At 59.7% G+C, this 20,882-nt stretch carries 13 protein-coding genes and 3 pseudogenes; 8 read left to right on the top strand and 8 right to left on the bottom strand.

Annotated features, from left to right (window positions below):
• Positions 1 to 81 precede the first annotated feature (81 nt).
• Together CKW25_RS01280 and CKW25_RS01285 are read left to right on the top strand one after the other, a co-directional pair.
• Positions 82 to 561 carry a 2,4'-dihydroxyacetophenone dioxygenase family protein gene (locus CKW25_RS01280; RefSeq protein ID WP_095077213.1) on the top strand — a complete coding sequence of 160 codons (480 nt, stop codon included), beginning with the start codon at positions 82 to 84 and terminating at the stop codon, positions 559 to 561.
• A gap of 181 nt (positions 562 to 742) precedes the next feature.
• Positions 743 to 2,392, top strand: coding sequence for a 3-(methylthio)propionyl-CoA ligase (locus CKW25_RS01285; RefSeq protein WP_095077214.1), 1,650 nt, complete (start codon positions 743 to 745; stop codon positions 2,390 to 2,392).
• 96 nt (positions 2,393 to 2,488) lie between these two features.
• Here CKW25_RS01285 and CKW25_RS01290 read toward each other — a convergent pair whose 3' ends face one another.
• Entirely contained in the window at positions 2,489 to 3,586 is a 1,098-nt protein-coding gene (locus tag CKW25_RS01290; RefSeq protein WP_256577897.1) for an alpha/beta fold hydrolase, read from the bottom strand.
• Positions 3,587 to 3,696: 110 nt separating this feature from the next.
• Here CKW25_RS01290 and CKW25_RS01295 point away from each other — a divergent pair, with 110 nt between their 5' ends.
• A complete protein-coding gene (locus CKW25_RS01295; RefSeq protein ID WP_095077215.1) occupies positions 3,697 to 4,734 on the top strand; it encodes an AraC family transcriptional regulator in 1,038 nt (345 codons plus the stop codon).
• Between the two features lie 464 nt (positions 4,735 to 5,198).
• Positions 5,199 to 6,305 carry an AraC family transcriptional regulator gene (locus CKW25_RS01300; RefSeq protein ID WP_095077216.1) on the top strand — a complete coding sequence of 369 codons (1,107 nt, stop codon included), beginning with the start codon at positions 5,199 to 5,201 and terminating at the stop codon, positions 6,303 to 6,305.
• A gap of 76 nt (positions 6,306 to 6,381) precedes the next feature.
• Here CKW25_RS01300 and CKW25_RS01305 read toward each other — a convergent pair whose 3' ends face one another.
• The 5 genes and pseudogenes from CKW25_RS01305 to CKW25_RS01325 form a co-directional block, all read right to left on the bottom strand.
• A complete protein-coding gene (locus CKW25_RS01305) occupies positions 6,382 to 7,392 on the bottom strand; it encodes a YeiH family protein (RefSeq protein WP_095077217.1) in 1,011 nt (336 codons plus the stop codon).
• Positions 7,389 to 7,496: pseudogene (locus CKW25_RS01310) on the bottom strand ((2Fe-2S)-binding protein); the annotation flags it as partial. The gene CKW25_RS01305 and the pseudogene CKW25_RS01310, both read right to left, overlap by 4 nt.
• Positions 7,483 to 7,743, bottom strand: a pseudogene (locus CKW25_RS26915) (DsbA family oxidoreductase); the annotation flags it as partial. The pseudogenes CKW25_RS26915 and CKW25_RS01310, both read right to left, overlap by 14 nt.
• 8 nt (positions 7,744 to 7,751) lie before the next feature.
• The gene (locus CKW25_RS01320) at positions 7,752 to 9,083 is read right to left on the bottom strand and encodes an MFS transporter (RefSeq protein ID WP_095077218.1); all 1,332 of its coding nucleotides are present in this window, start codon (positions 9,081 to 9,083) and stop codon (positions 7,752 to 7,754) included.
• Positions 9,084 to 9,179: 96 nt separating this feature from the next.
• A pseudogene (locus tag CKW25_RS01325) lies at positions 9,180 to 9,314 on the bottom strand (3-keto-5-aminohexanoate cleavage protein); the annotation flags it as partial.
• Between the two features lie 752 nt (positions 9,315 to 10,066).
• Here CKW25_RS01325 and CKW25_RS01335 point away from each other — a divergent pair.
• Positions 10,067 to 10,924, top strand: a complete 858-nt coding sequence (locus CKW25_RS01335) for a TauD/TfdA family dioxygenase (RefSeq protein ID WP_095077219.1) — start codon at positions 10,067 to 10,069, stop codon at positions 10,922 to 10,924.
• A gap of 58 nt (positions 10,925 to 10,982) precedes the next feature.
• Here CKW25_RS01335 and rimI read toward each other — a convergent pair whose 3' ends face one another.
• Positions 10,983 to 12,107, bottom strand: a complete 1,125-nt coding sequence (rimI, locus tag CKW25_RS01340) for a ribosomal protein S18-alanine N-acetyltransferase (protein WP_095077220.1) — start codon at positions 12,105 to 12,107, stop codon at positions 10,983 to 10,985.
• Positions 12,108 to 12,199: 92 nt separating this feature from the next.
• Here rimI and CKW25_RS01345 point away from each other — a divergent pair, with 92 nt between their 5' ends.
• Positions 12,200 to 13,786 (top strand): RimK family protein, encoded by a 1,587-nt coding sequence (locus CKW25_RS01345; RefSeq protein WP_095077221.1) that lies wholly within the window; start codon positions 12,200 to 12,202, stop codon positions 13,784 to 13,786.
• Between the two features lie 7 nt (positions 13,787 to 13,793).
• Here the strand turns inward: CKW25_RS01345 and CKW25_RS01350 are convergent, their stop codons facing one another.
• Positions 13,794 to 15,695, bottom strand: coding sequence for a potassium transporter Kup (locus CKW25_RS01350; protein WP_095077368.1), 1,902 nt, complete (start codon positions 15,693 to 15,695; stop codon positions 13,794 to 13,796).
• Positions 15,696 to 16,338: 643 nt separating this feature from the next.
• On the opposite strand from CKW25_RS01350, the gene CKW25_RS01355 reads away from it, so the two are divergent.
• Together CKW25_RS01355 and CKW25_RS01360 are read left to right on the top strand one after the other, a co-directional pair.
• Entirely contained in the window at positions 16,339 to 17,676 is a 1,338-nt protein-coding gene (locus tag CKW25_RS01355; RefSeq protein ID WP_095077222.1) for an efflux RND transporter periplasmic adaptor subunit, read from the top strand.
• Entirely contained in the window at positions 17,673 to 20,882 is a 3,210-nt protein-coding gene (locus tag CKW25_RS01360; RefSeq protein ID WP_095077223.1) for an efflux RND transporter permease subunit, read from the top strand. Before CKW25_RS01355 ends, CKW25_RS01360 begins: the two co-directional genes overlap by 4 nt.

The raw sequence follows: 20,882 nt of genomic DNA on the forward strand, positions 1-20,882 counted from the left end.
GGACATCCGACCATCAGAGATGGGCGGGCGGCCTTGGTTGCCAGCAAATACTCGATCTGAACCGCATCAATGGAGAAAGACATGTTCTACGAACACATCGACACCGCAGTCATCGATGGCGAATCGCTGCCATGGATTCCGTTTACGCCCTATGCGGAAAACGTCTTGCTGAAGTACTTCAAGCTTGATCCGATCCGCGGTGAATGGATCGTCATGATGAAGGCGCCGCTCGACATGCAACTGCCCAAGCACCACCACACGGGGACGGTCATGGTCTACACGATCGAAGGCCAGTGGAAATACAAGGAGCATGACTGGATCGCCGGCCCTGGCAGCATTGTGTACGAGACGGCTGCATCGACTCACACACCTGAAGTCGTCAGCACGGGAAGCGCAGACGGGTATTCGCTCATGCTGGTTCAAGTGACTGGCGATCTCGCGTTCCTGGACGAGAACGACAACATCGTCGCGCTCGAAAACTGGAAGTCCGGGTTGCAGCGCTATCTTGCCTATTGCGAGCAGCATGACATCGCACCGAAAGACCTGACGGCATTCAACTGATCTGGATTTCATGAGGAAACCCGGCTTCCCCGGTTTCAAGGGGTAGCCGGGCAGTTGCCAGATCGCAAAGATCCAGGGGAGCGAAACAGGCTGTCTCGGTTCGCGGTGTTGACGCGGAATCTGACAAGGGCCTGGCTACCTGCCCGCTCCCCGATCACAGACTTACGAACGGAGCGATGCCATGAATGGTTTGATGATGCAAAAGCAGCTATTGATTTCCTCGCTCATTGAGCACGCCGATCGCCATCATGGCGATACGCAGATCGTGTCCCGGAGGGTGGAGGGCGATATCCATCGCTACACGTTCCGTGACTGCCACCGTCGCGCGCGCCAGATGGCCAGCGCACTGACCAGCCTGGGCGTCCAGCCCGCCGACCGGATCGGCACGCTGGCCTGGAATGGCTATCGTCACCTGGAGTTGTACTACGGCGTTTCCGGTATGGGTGCCATTGTGCATACCATCAACCCTCGCCTGCATGAAGACCAGGTCGCCTACATCGCCAATCACGCCGAAGACCAGTACATCTTCTTCGACTTGACCTTCCTGCCGCTGATCAAGGCCATCGCCGGTCGCTGCAATACGGTCAAGGCGTTCATCGCCATGACCGATCACGCCCACATGCCGACAGACGCCGGAATCGACAACCTGCTGTGCTATGAAGATCTGCTTCAACGGGGATCCTCTGACTACGCCTGGCCGATTTTCGACGAGGACGCCGCCAGTACGCTCTGCTACACCTCTGGCACGACGGGCAATCCGAAAGGGGTCTTGTACAGTCATCGCTCATCGGTGCTGCACACCTATGCGGCCGCGCTGCCTGACGCCCTGAATTGTTCGGCGCACGACGTGATCCTGCCCGTTGTGCCGATGTTCCATATCAACGCCTGGGGACTTCCCTACATCGCGTGCATGGTCGGGGCCAAACTCGTACTGCCCGGCCCTGCCTTGGATGGAGAGTCGCTTTTCGAGTTGCTCGAAGCCGAGCAGGTGACACTCTGCGCGGGTGTCCCGACGGTGTGGCAAGGCCTTCTTGGCCATCTGGAAAAAACAGGCCAGCAATTCTCCAGTATGAAACGCACCATCATTGGTGGCGCGGCCTGTCCCCCGTCCATGCTGCACACGTTTCAGGAAACCTACGGCGTAGCGGTATTGCACGTCTGGGGGATGACTGAATTAAGCCCTATCGGAACCGTCGGCACCCTGAAGGCCAGGCACGTTGAAATGTCCTCGGCAGAGCGTTATGCCGTGCAATCCAAGCAAGGCCGAGCGGTGTTTGGCATCGACATGAAGATCGTCGGCGCTGACGGCATGGAATTGCCTTGGGACGGCGCAACTTCAGGTGACCTGTTGGTGCGTGGGCCATGGGTGGTGCGCGATTATTTCGGGAACGAAGGAAACAGTTCGCTGCTGCTCGAGCACGCAGGCCAAGGATGGTTCCCAACCGGCGATGTGGCGACCATCGATGTCGATGGCTTCATGCAGATCACCGATCGCAGCAAGGATGTGATCAAGTCGGGTGGCGAATGGATAGGTTCCATCGAATTGGAAACCATTGCGATGGCCCATCCGGCAGTTTTCCAGGCGGCCTGCATTGCCGCGAAACACGCGAAGTGGGACGAACGCCCCTTGCTGATCGTCGTCAGGAAACCGCAAGCAACACTGACCCGGGAAGAACTGCTGGCCTTTTATGAAAGCAAGATCGCGAAATGGTGGACGCCGGATGATGTGATCTTTGTCGACACGATTCCGTTGGGCGCTACGGGCAAGGTCCAGAAGAACCGCCTTCGGGAGCAGTTCGGTGATCATCTGATGGTCAAGGCTGTCGGCTGAGCGCTGTAAGGTTCAATCCAGTCCTGCCTGTGCGCAATGGCAGGGCCAACGGTGGCAGATGCCGATACCGTTCGCCCTGCCATTGCACCGACGCTATCAAGTGGCTAAACGTACCCCTTGCTCAAGCGTCATTTCGCTGGACGCTAGCACCTGGCGTTCCAACTGCTGAAGAAACTCCAAGAGCAATTCATTGACTTGATCGACGCTCTCTTCCGCAGCGCTATGGCCCACGCCGGGTAGCAGTACCTTCTTCTGCAGTCCGGGTAGATAGGTGTCGAGCTGCTCGTAGAGACCGCGGATTTCGACCGGTTCGAGCGAAGGGTCGGCAGCACCACCGATAAACATGCTCGGTTGGCGCACTACCGCACCGTCGAGAAACGCCGTGATTTCCCAGTTCCGGTCGCGACAGCGGTAGTAGTTCAGGGCACCGGTAAACCCTGTGCGCGTGTATTCAGCCACGTAGTAGTCGAGCGACCGTGCGCTCAACCAAGACGGGAACGCCTCCTTTGGCTCAGTGAAGGCATTGAGAATGGGCTCACCAGGCTCGACGAACAGGCGCCAGCGTTCAGCCCCGACAGCGTTGCCGGAGATCGAGTAGAAGACGCTGCGCAAGGTCTTGCGCGGATCGCTGGCCAACTCGCGATCCGGCTTATCGATCTGCTGGAAGTACAGGTGGTGATACACCCTGCCCTTCGCCATTGCCTGCAACGCTACGGTCGGCTTGACCTTGCCGCGCGGCGGTACCGGCGTATTGAGCATCACCAGGCCATGGAACAGATCCGGCCGCAACATGGCCGCTGACTGGGCCACCCAGGCACCCAAGTCGTGTCCAACGATCACCGCGGACGTTTCGCCCAGGGAAGCCATCAAGCCAACCATGTCGCCGACTGCCTGGCTCATGTCATAGGCTTCAATGGAATCGGGTCGATCGGTTTGCCCGAATCCCCGTTGATCGGGGACAACGACTCGAAAGCCGGCCTCGGCCAACGCCACGATCTGGCGCCGCCACATGTACCAAAGGTAGGGAAAACCGTGCAGCAGTATGACGAGCGGGCCCTGTCCTTCATCGATGTAATGCATGCGAATGCCGTTGAGTTCGGCAAAGCAGTGGTTGAATGCATCAGGGTCGTCGGCATCCACCTGCTCCATTGCAGCGAGCGGCTGACCGATGCGCATTGCGGCGCGTGCGTCCATCATCTACCTCCATCTTTTTTTAGTTGTCGGCCTGAAGGTAGCCCTGACAGGGTGTCCTGCACTAAGCTCCCCAGGACACAATCTGGTGAAATTGGGACATGAGGGAAAGCATGTATACCTTGACGCGAAGCGCCAGCCTTACCAACTATGAGCAGATTGCCCGTTCAGTGGGACTGGACCCTTTTCGTATGCTGCGGCTGGCCAAGCTGCCGGCCAGTGCACTCGACGATCCGAATATCATGATCAGTAGCGATTCGGTTGGCTGGCTGCTGGAGGAGTCAGCCCATCTGTCTGGCCAAGAGGCCTTCGGACTGCTGCTCGCGGAGAAGAGACACCTTTCCAACTTTGGCATGCTGGCGCTGCTTATCCGCGAAGAACCAACACTTCGCGCAGCCTTGCAATCTTGCGCTCGCTATATGCGGCTGCATAACGCTGGCGTGGAATTGCGACTTGAGGATGTAGGCGACCTGGTCCTGCTGCATTTAGGTGTGAATATGCAGGGCCATCACGGCGTCTGGCGCCAGGCTATCGAACAGTCGGCTGGCATCGGCCTGCGGACGTTGAGCATGCTGACGGGCAATACGTTACGCCCGGTAAGAGTCAGTTTTACTCACGAGCGCCCTGTCAGCCTTGAAGTGCACCACCGCGTGCTGGGAACAGCTATCGAGTTTTCACAGGAGTCCAATGCCATCGTTTGCCGAAGGCGAGATCTGGACATGCCGATCCCTGCTGCAAACCCGGCACTGCATCGCGAGATAAAGCGATCGCTGGACATGCAGTTGGCTAACCTGCGTGACGAGCCAGCGCAGCGGGCGCGCCAGATCGTCAAGATGCTGCTGCCAAACGGACTGTGTTCCGTCGATGGCGTTGCCCAGCATCTTGGCGTGCATCGACGCACCCTTAACCGCCACCTGGCAACCGAGGGTGAGAGTGTCACAACGATCATCAATGCTGTACGTGCTGAACTCGCCGAGGAGTATCTGGCAAACAGAAAACGCCGATTATATGAGGTCGCCGAACTTCTCGGCTTTTCCTCTGCCGGTGACTTTTCGCGTTGGTTCCGCAGCCAGTTTGGCAAGACACCCTCGGCTTGGGCCGCCTCCTATCGAGAGAGCAAGACGGCATCCGAGCCCATATCGCCTGAATAAATAGAAAGACAGGTTCGTGGGCGACTCTCAAGCCTCCTGGACAGCCACATTGGCTGAACCTGTCGAAGCCTCGACGTTTCTGACGCCGCCACTCAACCATGGCCCGTTGGCAGCGTCCCAATACGCGAAGAAACTGTCCCGAATAGCCCATAGCCTCGCTCTCGTGCAACCTACTATGGGTCAGCGGCCCCTGCTCTGCTGATAGGGCACCGCAACATCTGGCGGATACACGTATCCCGCCCGCGATTGGATTTTTGATTGCGCCATCGGCTTCCGAATTCGAGTCCACCAGACAATTCGATGGTGATGCAAAAAACACGATCTTGAATCTGATCGCGCTACTTGCACTCCGTCACCCGGATCACCGAAAGAGTATTGCCAGGGTCATCAGAACGCCGTCTTCGCACTCAACACATCTTCGACGAGAAATGGACCGCCGCCATCGGCCCAGGGAAGTACTACGCATGCCTATGCTTGTTCGCGCCGCCGTCTTGACCAAATACCTGGACGTCACCCAGAACCTGGGATTCAACCCGCACGACGTCATGGCAGTCGTCGGCCTAAGCAAGGCTCAGTTGCAAGCCCCCGAATACCGCATTCCCATCGATGCCGCCGTGCGCCTGCTGGAAGATTCGGCCGCCGCCAGCGGTTGCCAGACCGTCGGCCTGAGCATGGCCGAGTCGCGCCAGCTATCGGACTTCGGCGTGGTCAGCCTGCTGCTCAGCCATCAGCGCACCCTGCGCGAAGCGTTGCAGGTGATGGTGCGCTACCGTCATCTGATGAACGATTCGCTGGCGATCTTCGTTGAAGACGCCGGCAAGATGGCGATCATTCGTACAGAGATGGTCACCGAATCGCCGATGCCCAGTCGCCAGGCTACGGAGTTGGCCATCGGCGTGATATTCCGTCTGTGCTCGACCCTGCTCGGCTCGCACTGGCACCCTTACAGCGTCAACTTCATGCACCAGCCACCGGACAACCTGCACCTGCATCGGCGCCTGTTCGGCTGCAACCTGGAGTTCGGCAGCGAGTTCAACGGCATCGTTTGCTCCGACGCCAGTCTCGATATGATCAACCCCAATGCCGACCCGGCCATGGCCCGTTATGCCCAGAGCTACCTTGACTCGCTGCAAAGCCCCGAAGGCACCTCAATGCTGTTCGAAGTGCGCAAGGCAATCTACCTGCTGTTGCCCATGGGCCGCGCCACCATCGAGCAGATCGCCCAGTCCCAGGGCATGAACGTGCGCACCCTGCAGCGTCGCCTCAAGGAAGACGGCTGTGCCTTCAACGACCTGATCAATGATGTGCGCCGCGCCTTGGTGCTGCGTTATCTGGAAAACCCCAACAACTCGCTGAGCCACATTGCCGACATGTTCGGCTTTTCCATGGCGAGTTCCTTTACCCGCTGGTTCATCAACCAGTTCGGCATGCCGCCGGCAGTGTGGCGTAGCGCGCAGCAATCGACCGACTCCTCCCTCAACGGACGCTGCCGCCCCCAAGCCTTCCTGAGCACACGGCAAAAAAAAACGGCGACTGCTGGTACAGTCGCCGCGGAAAACCGGTGTTTGTGACACCGGTCGAGAGCCTCACTGTAACGAGGAGCCAACCCAGTGAAGCCCTGCCATAAAACCTATGGGAGGCCTGTATTCAAAGGCCCCAGCGCAGCAACAACAGCACCAGCACAACGAGGAACACCGTCTCGCCCACCATCAGCAGGATCGGCTTGATCCCGACCGCCACCAACTCCTTGAGCCGTGTTTTCATGCCCAGGGCGCTGATGGAAATCACCAGGCACCAGCGCGACAGTTCGTTGACCGATCCTTGCACCGCAGGCGTCACCCAGCCGGTGCTGTTGATACACGCCAGAGCCAGAAAACCAACGGCAAACCACGGCAACAACGGCGGCCGTTTACCCGTCGGATCGGCGCCCTGCATGCGGGTGATCATCGCGGCGGTGACGATCACCGGCAACAGCATGGCGACCCGCATCAGCTTGACCACCGTGGCCGTGTCGCCGGTCTCGGTCGACATGCTGTAGCCAGCGCCGACCACCTGGGCCACATCGTGAATGGTCGCGCCGAGGAACACCCCGGCCACCTGCGGCGACAACGCCAGCCAGTTGGCGATCATCGGGTACACGATCATCGCCAGGGTGGAGAGCGCCGAAACACCGATGACGGTGAACAACGTCGCGCGTTCTTTCTGCGGATGGTTGGGCAGCGCCGCCGCCAGCGCCAATGCCGCCGAGGCGCCACAGATTGCCGTCGCCCCGCCGGTGAGCATGCCGAACAAGCGCTGAAAGCCCAGGGCCTTGGCCGCGACTACGGACACGCCGATGGTCACTACCACCAGAATCACCACCAGCGCAATTGGCCTCCAGCCCAGCGCCGCCATTTGCTCGAGGGTGATGCGCATCCCCAGCAGCGCCACGCCGATGCGCAACACCGTGCGCGCAGTGAACTCGATGCCGGCTTTGCAGGCGCCGTCATCGGCCAGGAAATTCAGGGCCATGCCCAATAGCAAGGCGAACAACATGACCGGCGCACCGTAGTGCTCGGACAGAAACGACGCAGCGGCCGCCACGATCAGACTGACGATAAAACCCGGGGCCAACTCGCGCGTGCGACTATGGATGCGGGTGAAAGCAATGGCGCTCATGGCGCGGACTCCTCGGAAACGATGACGATGAACGCCTGGCCGTCAATGATCTCGACCAGGTAGTGGGTGACTTTGACTTGGGTGGAATTGAGCAGGTAGCCGCTCGCGATCACTTTCACGCAGTGCTTCGCATATGGCTCCCGGCAGCCTTTAGGCAAGCTGCGCGCCGCCCTTCAGGCAATCGGCCACGACCTACGCGTCGAAGCCGCAGCACCGGGCGATTGCCGACAACGTCTCGCGGCGACCCAAATCCTCGCCATTCTGGAAGTACGCCGCGAACAGCCGCTCAAGCAAGGTCTCACGCTGGGCAGCACTACCCCGCGCGCCGGCACACTCCAGCAGACGATGGGCGCGCAGATTCACAACTTCACCGCTAACCCAGCTTCGTTGACTGGCTCGGAAACGCTGTGACTCTGGAGGCGGGCGATATCTCTGTGGTAATGACACTTGGCATAAAAGAACACTGCCGCCGCCGCGAGGCTAACCAGTGGCACCAATTGAAACGCGGCATGCAGGCCAATGAGATCGGACACTCGGCCCGTTATGAACGGCCCCGGCGCCAGCCCCAGCAGGTTGTTGGCCAGGGTCAGCGTGGCGAACGCCGAGCCGTGGACCGAGTAATGGGTCAGGTTGGCAACCATCGCGCCGCTAGGGCCGGTAGTACCCGTGGCAATCAGCATGCCCAGACAGATCAGCAGCAGTTGCACCGGCCCCGCCTGCAAGGCAAAAGCCGCCGACAGCAAAAGGCAACTGCCCAGGCAAAACGCGATGGCCAGGCTGACCTTGCGCTCCGGCGAGTGGCGACACAGCCGATCGCTGAGCATGCCGCACAGAATCATCCCCACACCGCTGCACAGCACGATGCTCGCCGCCATACCGCCGGCCTTGTCCGTGGGCATCTCGTAATAGCGGTTGAGGTAGCTGGGAATCCACACCATCACCGTGCCGCCGACGAACAACTGCAAGCCGCTGGCGACATAGGTCGCCACCACCGAACGGCTGGACCACAGCGTGCGTAGCGGACGCTTGACCGCAGCCGTTGCCTTGTTCGCCACTTGCGCGCGACGTTGCGGAGCAATGCGTGCTTCCTTGACGATGAGTGGATACAACGCCGCCAGCACCAGGCCAAACAAAGCCATGCCGGCGAACGACCAGCGCCAGCCCAACTTGGCGGCGATGGCACCGCCCAGAGCCATCCCCAGGACAGCGCCGAACAAGCCGCCGGCCATGAAGGCACTGGTCAGGGTAGCGCGCATGTGTTTGGGGAACACCGAAATCACCACGGCGATGCCCACGCTGCCGTAGGCCGCCTCACCGACGCCGACCATGAAGCGTGCGATGAACATCTGTTGATAATCCTGCGCCAAGGCGCAGCCGAGGGTGGCCACACTCCAGAGCAGCGCCATCAACGCCAGGCTTTTGACCCGGCCGAAGCGGTCGGCCATCAACGACAACGGGAACGTCAGCAGGCCCACCATCAGGGCCACAATGCCGCTGAGCAGACCGAGCTGACCGTCACTCAGCGCCCACTCACTCTTGAGCAGCGGAAACACCGCGTTCAATACCTGACGGGACATGTAATCGGAAATCAACAGGCCGAACGTCAGTGCAAAGACGATCCAGGCATATTGGCGCGCAACGCCGACTCCACCGGAGTCGTCATCGTCGGCGGCGGTTGGGTGAAAGGCCATGCAGCCTCCTCAATGTCTTGGTTTTATTGTTGTTATCAAGCGTGCAGCCGTACGGCGAGCGATAGTGTCTTCAATGCCCGTACGCGGGTGCATCTACATGGCCAGGGCCATGGTGTCGAACGGCAGAACGTTCTTGAGCAGGGATTCGGCGGTCAGGGTGCAACTGTCCTGCACGCGGTGGATGAAGTTGAACCGATTCGGGCTATCGAAACAGCCATCGATGCCGCTCCAGGCGTGGGGTTGAATGCATCAGGGTCATCGGCATCGACGTGCCGCGTTGCGGCGAGCGGTTGACCAATGCGCATTGCCGTGTGTGTCTCCATTATCTACCTCCATCTATTCTCGGTTGACGGCCTGAAGGTAGCCCTGACAGGGTGCCCCGCACTAAGCTTTTCAGGACACAATCTTGCGAAACTGGGACATGATGAAAAGCATGTCTACCTGACGCGAAGTGTCGGCCTTACCCACTATGCGCAGGTGGCCCGTTCAGTGGGCTCGATCCATTTCGTATGCTGCGGCTGGCCAAGCTGCCGGCCAGTGTCTTCGCCGATCCGAATGCGATTCGGATGGTTGGCTGCTGGAGGAGTCCTATCGCCTGTCCGGCCGAGAGGCCTTCGGACTGTTGCTCGCGGAATCGAGACATGTTTCCGACGTTGGCATGCTAGCGCTGCTCATCCGCCAAGAACCAACCACTCCGCGCAGCCTTGCACTCTTGCGCTGGCGATATGCGGTCGCGTAACCGGCGTCCCAACACGCGAAGAAATTGTCCCGCAATGCCCATGGCGTCGCTCGAGTGCAATCTATTATGGGCCCGCGCCCCCCCTGCTCTGCTGATACAGGCCAGAAAATCCGCCGGATACACCTATCCCGCCCTGCCGCACCAGCACAGATTGGATTAACAATAACAAGCGCCGCCGTGAATCAAGGCACGACTTCACCTGCCACGCCCACGGCCCGGCCATTACCATCGGAATGGAGACGGAATGCGAGTCGAACAACTGACCTGTGCCATAGGCGCGGAGCTGCTCAACGTGAATCTTGGCGACGCCGTGCGCGATGACGGCCTGTTCAATGAAATTTACGCGGCACTATTGAAATACAAGGTGCTGTTCCTGCGTGACCAGGATCTGGCCAAGCTCTCACGTCGCGACCACGAAGCCTTTGCCCTGCGCCTCGGCCAGCTTGAAACCCATCCGATGCTCCCCAGCCACCCGGACGCTCCCGGTCTCGTGCAGATTTACAAGACCCCAGAACATCCGGCGGATCGCTACGAGAATGCATGGCACTGCGATGCCACCTGGCGCGAGTCGCCTCCGATGGGCGCCGTACTGCGTTGTATCGAATGCCCTCCGACCGGTGGCGACACCATGTGGGCCAACATGGTGCTGGCTTATGACAACCTGCCAATCGACGTGAAGCAGGAAATCGACAGCCTGATCGCCAACCACAGTTTCAATTCTTCTTTTGCCGCCGCCATGCCAAAGGAAAAGCGCTTGGCGATGAAGGCTCAATATCCGGATGCCGAGCACCCGGTAGTGCGTACCCATCCCGAAACCGGCGAGAAGGTACTATTCGTCAATGCCTACGCAACGCATTTCGTGAATTACCACAGCCAGGGACGTGTCCGTGTCGGCCAGGACTACAACCAAACAGGCGTCGACCTGCTGAAGTACCTGATTAGCCAGGCCTACAACCCCGAGTACCAGGTCCGTTGGCGCTGGAAGAACAACAGCGTGGCGATATGGGATAACCGCTGCACCCAGCACTATGCAGTGATGGACTACCCGCCCTGCCATCGCAAGATGGAGCGCGCGGCCATCATCGGCGACAAACCCTACTGACCAGTAAGTCGGCCCAGAGCCAGAGACGCTTTCGAGCGTCTCCTTTAGGTCGACGGATCTACGAACCCAGAGGCGATTCACTGCACGACTCATGTGCGAAAAGCGTCACGGAAGCACGCAGCTTGTTGCCGCCGAAAACACACATCTTTTCGAACGCCTCGTGGCTGACGGGAAGATGCTGGCAGTCGAGTGCCTGACGGTGCTGACTGTGATCGACATCCGGATCATGCAGGTAGACGAATTCTTCATCGTAGTCGGTGACGATGACCCAGTGCGGGGCTTTCGAGCGAGTCAGGCGGTAACTGCTGATCAGTACCAAGGGTTGGCCGCCGGCCTCCAGCGCCAGTGGCAGGTCCAGTTGGTTGCTACTGACCTGCTCCACATCACTGTGCTGGAGTTCACTGCAGAACGCTTCATGTACCAGGCGCATCACCTCCTTCTTGTGTTCGTTACGCACGCCGTCGAGAAACAGCGGACCTGCAACGCTGACTTGCAGGCGCACTCGAAATCCTCGGCGCCAGGCCGCCAGTGCCAGGCCTTGTGGGCTGCAACCGCCGTGGCCCGACGTCATGAACACCGTCGTGGCTTCACGCCAGATCTGCAGCTCGTCCCTGCGCCGTATCACACGTTCAGGCTGTAACGCGCTCATGGCCATCAACAGGCAGGCCGGTCCGCAGGTAAATTCAGTGGTCTGTGGGTAATAGGGAACCTGGAATTCGCGGTTGTCCCGACGCTGCACAATACGTTTCTCCAACCGCAGCGCCGGCACATGGTCTTCGTAGTAATCGTTGACCACGGCGAAACGCCGGTACCCATGGCGCTCGTAAAGACCGATGGCGACCGGATTGTCCGGACGGACTTCCAGTCGCAGGTAGGCGCAGTCGTGTGCGCGGGCACAGTCTTGCGCCTGGTCCAGCAACTGCTTTCCCAGGCCCAGGCCACGACTGTGGGTGGCGATAGCGATGGAATACAGGCGCGCCAGGGAGGTGCCGCGATGGAACAGGACCAGGCAGTAGCCCATCAGTTGGCTGCCCACTTGCGCAACGATCAGGCTGGCATGGGCCCGGCTGATCATCCACTGAAAGCTGCGCGGCGTCAGTCGATCAGAGGTAAAGCACTGGTTCTCCAGTTCCAGCAGAGACTTCAGGTCATCCTGTGTGGCTTTACGAAATAACAGGGTCATAGGGCCGCCGTAAAAGTTGCGTAACGAAACGAGACTTTTTAAAAGCATCGTGCTTAATAGATAAGGACTTGTTCTCCAACGGACCTTTTCATATGTCAGCGGTACAGGGCGGCTTGCGTGAAGTATCAGAGCAAAATCGGTTAGCGGCAATATCAAACCTGACTTATTTAGCGGGCGCATCAAGAAGGTCCAGCCAGGTGATTATTATTGTTGAGCGAAAAGAAGACTGGGCCTCTTACTTCCCCTCGGAGGACGTGATGAGTGCACAGGAGTACCTGGAGCAACCCCTTGAGATCGACGCTGGCAAGCGCGTTCAAGTGATTAATCTGTGTCGAAGCTATAAGTACTTGGGGCACGGTTACTACTGCTCACTGCTGGCCGAGGCACGCGACCATAACGTTATTCCGTCCGTGCGCACTATCAGCGAACTGACCAAAAAGTCGCTGTATAGCCTGGCACTGGATGATCTTGGTAAAACGCTGGACAAAGCACTGAACAAGCACATTTACAGTAATACCGATGGATTTACCCTGACGTTGTACTTCGGTAAAACCAATCTCGAACCGTTACAGGAACTGGCACGACAAATTTTCGAAATCTTCCCGTGCCCTATCCTCTTGGTAGAGTTCCGCAAAAGTCATAGTTGGCGCATCGACGGAATAAAGTCCGGGGTCTTGCAAAAGTTACGCGAAGATCAGGAAGACTCATTTGCCAATTCGCTGGACAGTTTCAGTCGCAAGGTCTGGCGAGTACCGCGCTCCCCCCGCGTGGCCCGTTATGACCTGGCCATCTTGCACGACCCGCAAGAGGCATTGCCGCCTTCCAATGCCAAGGCACTGGACAGCTTTATCCGGGTTGGCAAAGGGTTGGGCATTGATGTCGATCTGATCGAAAAGAAAGACTATTCACGAATCGCCGAGTACGACGCCCTGCTGATTCGCGAAACCACCAGCGTGGATAACCATACTTACCGCTTCGCCAAGAAAGCGGAAAGCGAAGGCCTGGTGGTAATGGATGACCCCGCTTCCATCCTGCGCTGTACCAACAAGGTGTACCTGACCGACCTGCTCAAAAGCCATCAACTGGGTATGCCGGCGACCGAGATTCTCTACAAGGAACGACCGGAAGACTTCGAGCGCGTCGGTGAACGCCTGGGCTTTCCATTGGTACTGAAGATTCCCGACGGCTGTTTCTCCCGGGGCGTGATCAAGGTCGAAAGCCAGCAAGCCCTGCTGGAGGCCACCTCAGAACTGTTCGAACACTCGGTGTTGTTGCTCGCGCAGGAGTTCTTTTACACCGAGTACGACTGGCGCATCGGCGTGCTCAACCGCAAACCGATTTTCGCCTGCCAGTACTTCATGTCCAAGGGTCACTGGCAGATCTACAACCACAAGGCCAAGGGCCAGGACATTAACGGCGAATGCCGCACCCTGGCGGTCCATGAGGCGCCCCGCGCGGTCGTCGAGTTGGCGGTCAAGACCGCCAACCTGATTGGCGACGGCTTGTACGGCGTCGACCTGAAGCAATCGGGCGACAAGGTGGTGGTGATCGAAGTGAACGACAACCCCAACCTCGATGCAGGTATCGAAGACGCGTACCTGCAGGACGACCTCTACGCACTGGTGCTGGAAGAGTTCGTTCGCCGCCTTGAGTTGAAGCGGCGCGGCCAGGCCTGGTGAGCGGTTTTTACATCTCGACCTGTGTGCCCAGTTCTATCACCCGATTCAACGGCAATTTGAAGTACTTCAGGTTGCTGTTGGCGTTCTTCAGCAAAAAGGCAAACAGGCTCTCTCGCCAACGGGCCATACCGATGCGCTTGGTCGGGATGACCGTCTCACGACTGAGAAAGTACGTCGTGCGCATCGGACTGAAATCCAGTTCATTCAGGTGACACAGACTCAAGGCCAGGGGCACGTCCGGTTCCTCGATGAAACCAAAGTGCAGGCTGACCCGGAAGAACCCCTCACCATACGCCTCGACTTCGAATCGCCGGTCCGCCGAAACGCGAGGGCTGTCTTCGGAGACCACGGTGAGCAACACCACTTGATCGTGCAGCACCTGGTTATGCAGCAGGTTGTGCAGCAGCGCATGAGGAACCGCATCGGCCCTGGCGGTCAGGAACACCGCCGTACCCTGCACGCGATGGGGAGGTTGCGAGCGGATGCTGCTGATAAACAGCGGCAGGGGCAACGTGCTTTCGTCCAGCCGCTCGACAATGATCTTGCGGCCCCGCTTCCAGGTGGTCATCAAAATGAACAGGCCAATGCCCGCGATCACCGGGAACGCACCGCCCTGGAAGATCTTCGGCGCATTGGCCGCAAAGTACAGGCTGTCGACCAGTAGAAACCCGAGGAGCATCGGGATGGCCAGCCAGCGTGGCGTTTTCCATAGCAGCAGGACGACCGCCGAGGACAGGATGGTGGTGATCAACATGGTCCCCGTCACCGCGACCCCATAGGCGGCGGCCAAGGCACTGGACGATTCGAAACCGATCACCAGCAGCACCACACCGACCATCAACGCCCAGTTGACCGTGCCGATGTAAATCTGGCCCTGCTCCTGGCTCGAGGTGTGCTGGATAAACATGCGAGGCACGTACCCGAGCTGGATCGCCTGGTGAGTCAGGGAGAACGCGCCGGAGATGACCGCTTGGGAAGCGATGATAGTGGCCAGCGTGGAAAGCGCGATCATCGGCAGCAGTGCCCAGCCCGGCGCCAGCAGGTAGAACGGGTTGCGCACCGCCTCCGGATTCTCCAGGATCAGCGCGCCCTGGCCAAAGTAATTGAGTACCAGCCCTGGCAGTACCAGGATGAACCACGCGCGAGCAATCGGCTTGCGACCAAAATGGCCCATGTCGGCGTACAAGGCCTCGGCGCCGGTCAGTGCCAGTACCACCGCCCCCAGGATGGCCACGCCGATCCCCGGGTGAACCACAAAAAAGCGTACCGCCCACGCCGGGCTAAGTGCCTGGAGCACTTCCGGGCGCTGCAAAATGCCATAGATGCCGAGCACGCCCAGCACCACGAACCACAACACCATGACCGGGCCGAACAGAATACCGATGCGGGCCGTGCCGTGTTTCTGGATCAAGAACAGCGCCACCAGGATGATCACGGACAAGGGGACGACCCAGTGCCCGATCCCGTCAAACGCCAACTGCAGCCCTTCAACCGCGGAAAGCACCGAAATGGCCGGGGTGATCATGCTATCCCCGTAAAACAGCGCCGCGCCGAACAGACCCAGCAGAACCAGCACCCGGCTCATGTTCGGGTAGGGCGCTGCCGCCCGGCGAGCCAATGCCGTCAATGCCATGATGCCGCCTTCGCCCTGGTTGTTGGCGCGCAGGATGAACAGCACGTATTTGATCGTGACCACCCAGATCAGTGACCAGAAGATCAACGACAAAATGCCCAGCACGCCATCGTGGTTGGCCTGGACCCCGTAGTGTCCGGCAAACACCTCTTTGAGGGTGTAAAGAGGGCTGGTGCCAATATCGCCATAGACCACGCCCACGGCAGCGACGAGCAAGCCCGCCCCTGATGTCTTGGCGTGGCCGTTATCATTTGCGCGGGTCGCTGTGTCGGTCACGTGCGGCATCTCGAAAATTGAGGGGGGAAGCGCATACCATCCCTGGACCAGGCGGCTTCCTGGCCGTTGGTGAGGCACTTGCGTGGATCGACCAACGGATTCGAACGATTAATAAAGACTGTAGCCCTTGTGATGCCCAACCACTGGATTGTGCAACCGGGCAGTTCCTGAAACGCCCCGGAGCCAACGGGTTACAAGCCCCGTGGACGATCGAAAAATCGGCCGACAGTATCCTTGCGAGCAAAAAAGCCTTCCGTAAAGAAAGCGTAATTTTTTTACCCCAAGCGAGCAGCCGGTAACGGGCACGCAATGATCGCCCGAGCCTTGATGTGCAATGACAGATTTCACGCCAACAAATTTGCAGATCCCTCTATCCCCTACCACACTGCAATGATCGTCCGTCCAGACCGTCAGGCGCGCCGTATTGCCTTCACGGTCGGAAACCGGACTTCGCTCCAAGGGCCTGCAATACCGGGGGGATTGCCAGCGCCATCTGTACGGAGTTTCTCAACTGGCTGTTACAGGACGTGCGTGCCCAGTTCGCAGACATCTGTGCGGCACGTCGCAATCACTGATTAAAGTCAGCAAATGCCCCCTATGAGCGGTGCTACGCTGTTCGGTGACTTTTATTATGGAGGGGTTCATGGGTGTAACCACGATCGATGTCGGACAGTTCCAAGGGAAAGACCAGTACCAAGGCACCGCTCAGGTGCAGACTACGGCCATCAGTACCTCACACTGTCCAGCACCTGGAACGCATCCGCAGGGAAGCATTTTTTCCAGCCGTATTGGTTTGTCGATTGCCGTTCTGGCCGGGATAGTCGGCCTTCTTGCCGGTTGCGGCAAGGAACCCGTGACCACGGCCCGCCATGCCCCTAATGTGACCGTAATGACCGTCACCGCCCAGGACACCCCCGTCACCTTTGAATTCGTCGCCCAGACCGAGAGCTCCCGCGAGGTAGAGATTCGCGCCCGTGTGGCTGGTTTCCTGGAAAAACGGCAGTACGTCGAGGGCGACCTGGTCAAGGCCGGGCAAACGCTGTTCCAGATGGACCGCAAGCCATTCGAGGCCGCCCTGCTCTCGGCCAAGGGACAACTGGCGCAGCAACAGGCGCGCTGGGAAGTGGCCAAGGCCACGCTGGCCCGCGTTCGCCCGTTGGCGGAGCAGAATGCCGTCAGTAAGATGGACCTGGACAATGCCGTCGGCGAAGAGCGTCAGACCCGTGCTGCCGTGCTGGCCGCAGAAGGTACCGTGCGTACCGAGCAACTGAATCTCAGCTACACCACCATCAGCTCTCCCCTCACCGGCCTGTCCAGCTTTGCCAAGAAGCAGGAAGGCAGTTACATCACGCCGGGCGAGTCAGGGTTGCTGACCACGGTGTCGCAGATGGACCCGATCTACGTCAACTTCAGTCTTTCGGAAAACGAAACCCTCAAATACCGCGACGACATTGCCGCCGGCAACCTGACGTTCCCGCCACGCAGCGAGTTTGTCGTCGAAGTGGTGCTGGCGGACGGTTCCGTGGTCCCTGATCGCGGCACCCTCAATTTCACCGCCCCTTCCTATAGCCAGGAGACCGGTACCTTCTTGGTTCGCGCCGTGGTGGCCAACCCGAAAGGGCTGCTGCGTCCCGGACAGTTTGTACGGGCCCGGGCCGTAGGAGCCTCCCGGCCGAATGCCATTCTGGTGCCGCAAAAAGCCGTGCTCGAGGGCGCCAAGAGCCATTTCGTCTGGGTCCTCAATGCCGAGGGCAAGCCCGAGCAACGGGTGGTCGACGTGGGTAGCTGGCAAGGCGATGGCTGGTTCATCAACCAGGGTCTGCACGCCGGTGAACGCATCGTGGTCGATGGTGCGATCAGGGTCACTCCCGGTGGCCCGCTGAACATTGTCGAGCCGAAGGCGTCCGCCCCGGCTGGCAAGGCCGCCGCGCCAACGCCGGCCGCCGGTGAGCCGAACAAAGACAGTGAGAAACGCCCATGAGTCTTTCTCACTACTGTATCGACCGACCGATCTTCGCCGCCGTCATCTCGATCATCATCACCCTGGCCGGTACCGTGGCGATGCTCCAGCTGCCTGTCGCCCAATACCCGGACATCACGCCACCGCAAATCACGGTGTCGGCGACATACCCCGGGGCGGATGCACAGGTGGTGGCCAACAACGTGGCCGCCCCTATCGAGCAGCAGGTCAACGGCTCGGACAACATGATCTACATGAACTCGTCGAGCTCCGCGACGGGCAACATGACCCTCAACGTGTTCTTCGAGATCGGCACCGACCCGTCCCTGGCCCAGGTGGATGTGCAGAACCGGGTCAACCTGGCCCTGCCCCAACTGCCTTCCGCCGTGCAGAACCAGGGCATCCAGGTACAGAAAAAATCATCGGCGTTCATGATGGTCCTCGCGGTGTATTCCAAGGGTGACCGCTACGACAGCACGTACGTCGCCAACTACGCCAACCTGTACCTGCTCGATGCGATCAAGCGCATCCCCGGGGCCAACCAGGCCGCCATCTTCGGCACGCCGGACTATGCGATGCGGATCTGGCTCAAGCCTGACCGCATGGCACAACTGGGGATCACCGCCGCCGATGTGCAAAAAGCGGTGTCCAACCAGAACCAGCAATTTGCCGTGGGCCGTGTCGGCCAGTCCCCGACGGGCGAACCCGTGGAGCAGTCCTTTGCGGTGACCACCAAGGGGCGCCTGACCGAGCCCGCCGAGTTCGACAACATTATCCTGCGCGCCAGCAACGACGGCGCCGCCATCGTGCGCCTCAAGGACGTCGGACGCGCAGAACTGGGGCAGAAAGACTACTCGCTGCGCAGTACCTACCAGGGCCGTCCCGCCACGCTGATCGCGGTGTATCAACAACCCGGCGCCAACGCCCTCGACGTGTCGAAGGCCGTCACCGAGACCCTGGCGCAGATGAAGGAGACCTTCCCCGAAGGCATCGAATACAAGATCGTGATGGACACCACCGCGTTTACCCGCGCATCGATTTCCGAGGTGATATACACCTTCTTCGAAGCCCTGGTGCTGGTGGTGATCGTGGTGTTCCTGTTCCTGCAGAGCCTGCGCGCCACGCTGATTCCGGTGCTGGCCGTGCCGGTATCGATTATCGGGACCTTCATCGGCATGGCCGCCATGGGCTTTTCGGTGAACATGCTGACCCTGTTCGGCATGGTGCTGGCCATCGGTATCGTGGTGGACGATGCCATCGTGGTGATCGAGAACGTCGAACGCAACATGCATGTCCACAAGATGAACGCCAAGGACGCCGCCAAGCGAGCCATGGATGAAGTGGCAGGCCCGGTGGTAGCCATCGTGCTGGTGCTGTGTGCGGTGTTCATCCCGGTGGCCTTCATGGGCGGGATCACGGGCCAGCTGTATAAACAGTTCGCGATCACCATCGCCATTTCCGTGGTGATCTCCGGCCTGGTCGCCCTGACCCTGTCGCCGGCCCTGGCCGCGCTGCTGCTCAAGCCCCAGCACGGAGAGAAGAACGCCTTCTTCCGCTGGTTCGAACGCAGCTTCGAGCGCATGACCGACGGCTACTCGCGCTCGGTGGCCTTCATGATCAAGCGCTCGGCACTGGCCCTCATGCTGTTTGCCGGGATGATCGTGCTGTCCGTGGTGATGGCGCAGCGTATCCCCAGTGCGTTCCTGCCGCCCGAGGACCAGGGCTACTTGCTCGGCGCCGTGATCATGCCCGATGCCGCCAGCCTGGATCGCACCGGAGAGGTGGGCAAGGTGGCCAGCGACTTCTTCATGAATGATCCGTCCGTCGAAGGGGTGGCCATCGTCAACGGCTACAGCCTGCTGGACGGCCAGAACAAGAACAACGCCGGGGCCTTCTTCGTTGGCTTCAAGGACTTCGAGGAGCGCTACAAGGACTCCGAGACCATCGCGGAGCAAAGCGCTCCCGCCGTCATACAGAAGGCTACCCGCGCATTTTCCACCATACAGGACGGTATCATCCTGCCGGTCAACCCACCCTCCATTCCAGGCCTTGGTACCACCGGGGGCATGGAGGTATGGGTGCAAAGCAAGGGCGATGGCAGCGTCGAGCAATTGGCCGAAATGGTCACCACCCTTGTCGCGAAGGCCAAGGAACGCCCCGAACTCGGCGTCGTCACCTCCACCTTCAATGCCCACTCCCGGCAACTGATGGTGGATGTCGACAGGGAAAAGGCCGAAGCACTGGGGGTGCCGGTCGAAGACGTCTACAGCACCATGCAGACGATGTTCGGTTCCCTGTACGTCTCGCAGTTCAACAAGTACAGCCGGCTGTGGCAGGTCATCCTGCAGGCTGAGCCGGTCTATCGCCTCAAGGCCGAGGACCTGCAAGAGATCTATGTACGTAACAAGAACCTCGAAATGGTGCCGCTCAAGGCGCTGTTGAATACCCGTTACGTCACCGGTCCCGACCTGCTGACCCGCTTCAACAACTTCCCGGCGGTCAAGCTCACGGCCAACGCAGCCCCTGGCTACAGTTCCGGCCAGGCGCTCAAGGCCCTGGAGGAAATCAGCGCCGAGATCATGACCAACGACTATGCACTCGCCTTGAGCGGTGAAGCGTTCGAGGAGAAGAAAAGCGGTGGTGCCTCCTCCAAGGTCTTCATCTTCGGCCTGGTCATGGTGTTCCTGATCCTGGCGGCCCAGTACGAGAAGTGGTCGCTGCCCATTGGCGTACTGCTGGCGGTGCCGTTCGCCTTGTTCGGCGCCCTGCTCGCGGTCATGCTCCGGGGCTTGAGCAATGACGTCTACTTCCAGATCGGCCTGACCATGCTGGTGGCCCTGGCCGCGAAGAACGCGATCCTGATTTTCGAGTTCGCGGTACTGAACCGGGAAGCCGGCATGTCCGCCTACGACGCCGCGATGACTGCCGCCAAGGAGCGTCTGCGGCCGATCGTGATGACGTCCCTGGCGTTCATCCTCGGTTGCGTGCCGTTGGCGATTGCCGTCGGCGCCTCGGAAAACAGTCGCCATTCCATCGGTACAGGGGTAATCGGCGGGATGCTGGCGGCGACCGTCATCGCCGTCTTCTTCATCCCGTTGTTCTATTACCTGGTGGAACGGATCACCGAGAAAAAGGGCTCGGCCCAACAGACCGCCCAGCCTCCTGCGGCAACGCCACCCGGGGATACTCCCGGCAGTGCTGCCCAGCCACGCCATGAGGGGGAATGA

The organism is Pseudomonas sp. Irchel s3h17, assembly GCF_900187505.1.
Classification (GTDB): Bacteria; Pseudomonadota; Gammaproteobacteria; order Pseudomonadales; family Pseudomonadaceae; genus Aquipseudomonas.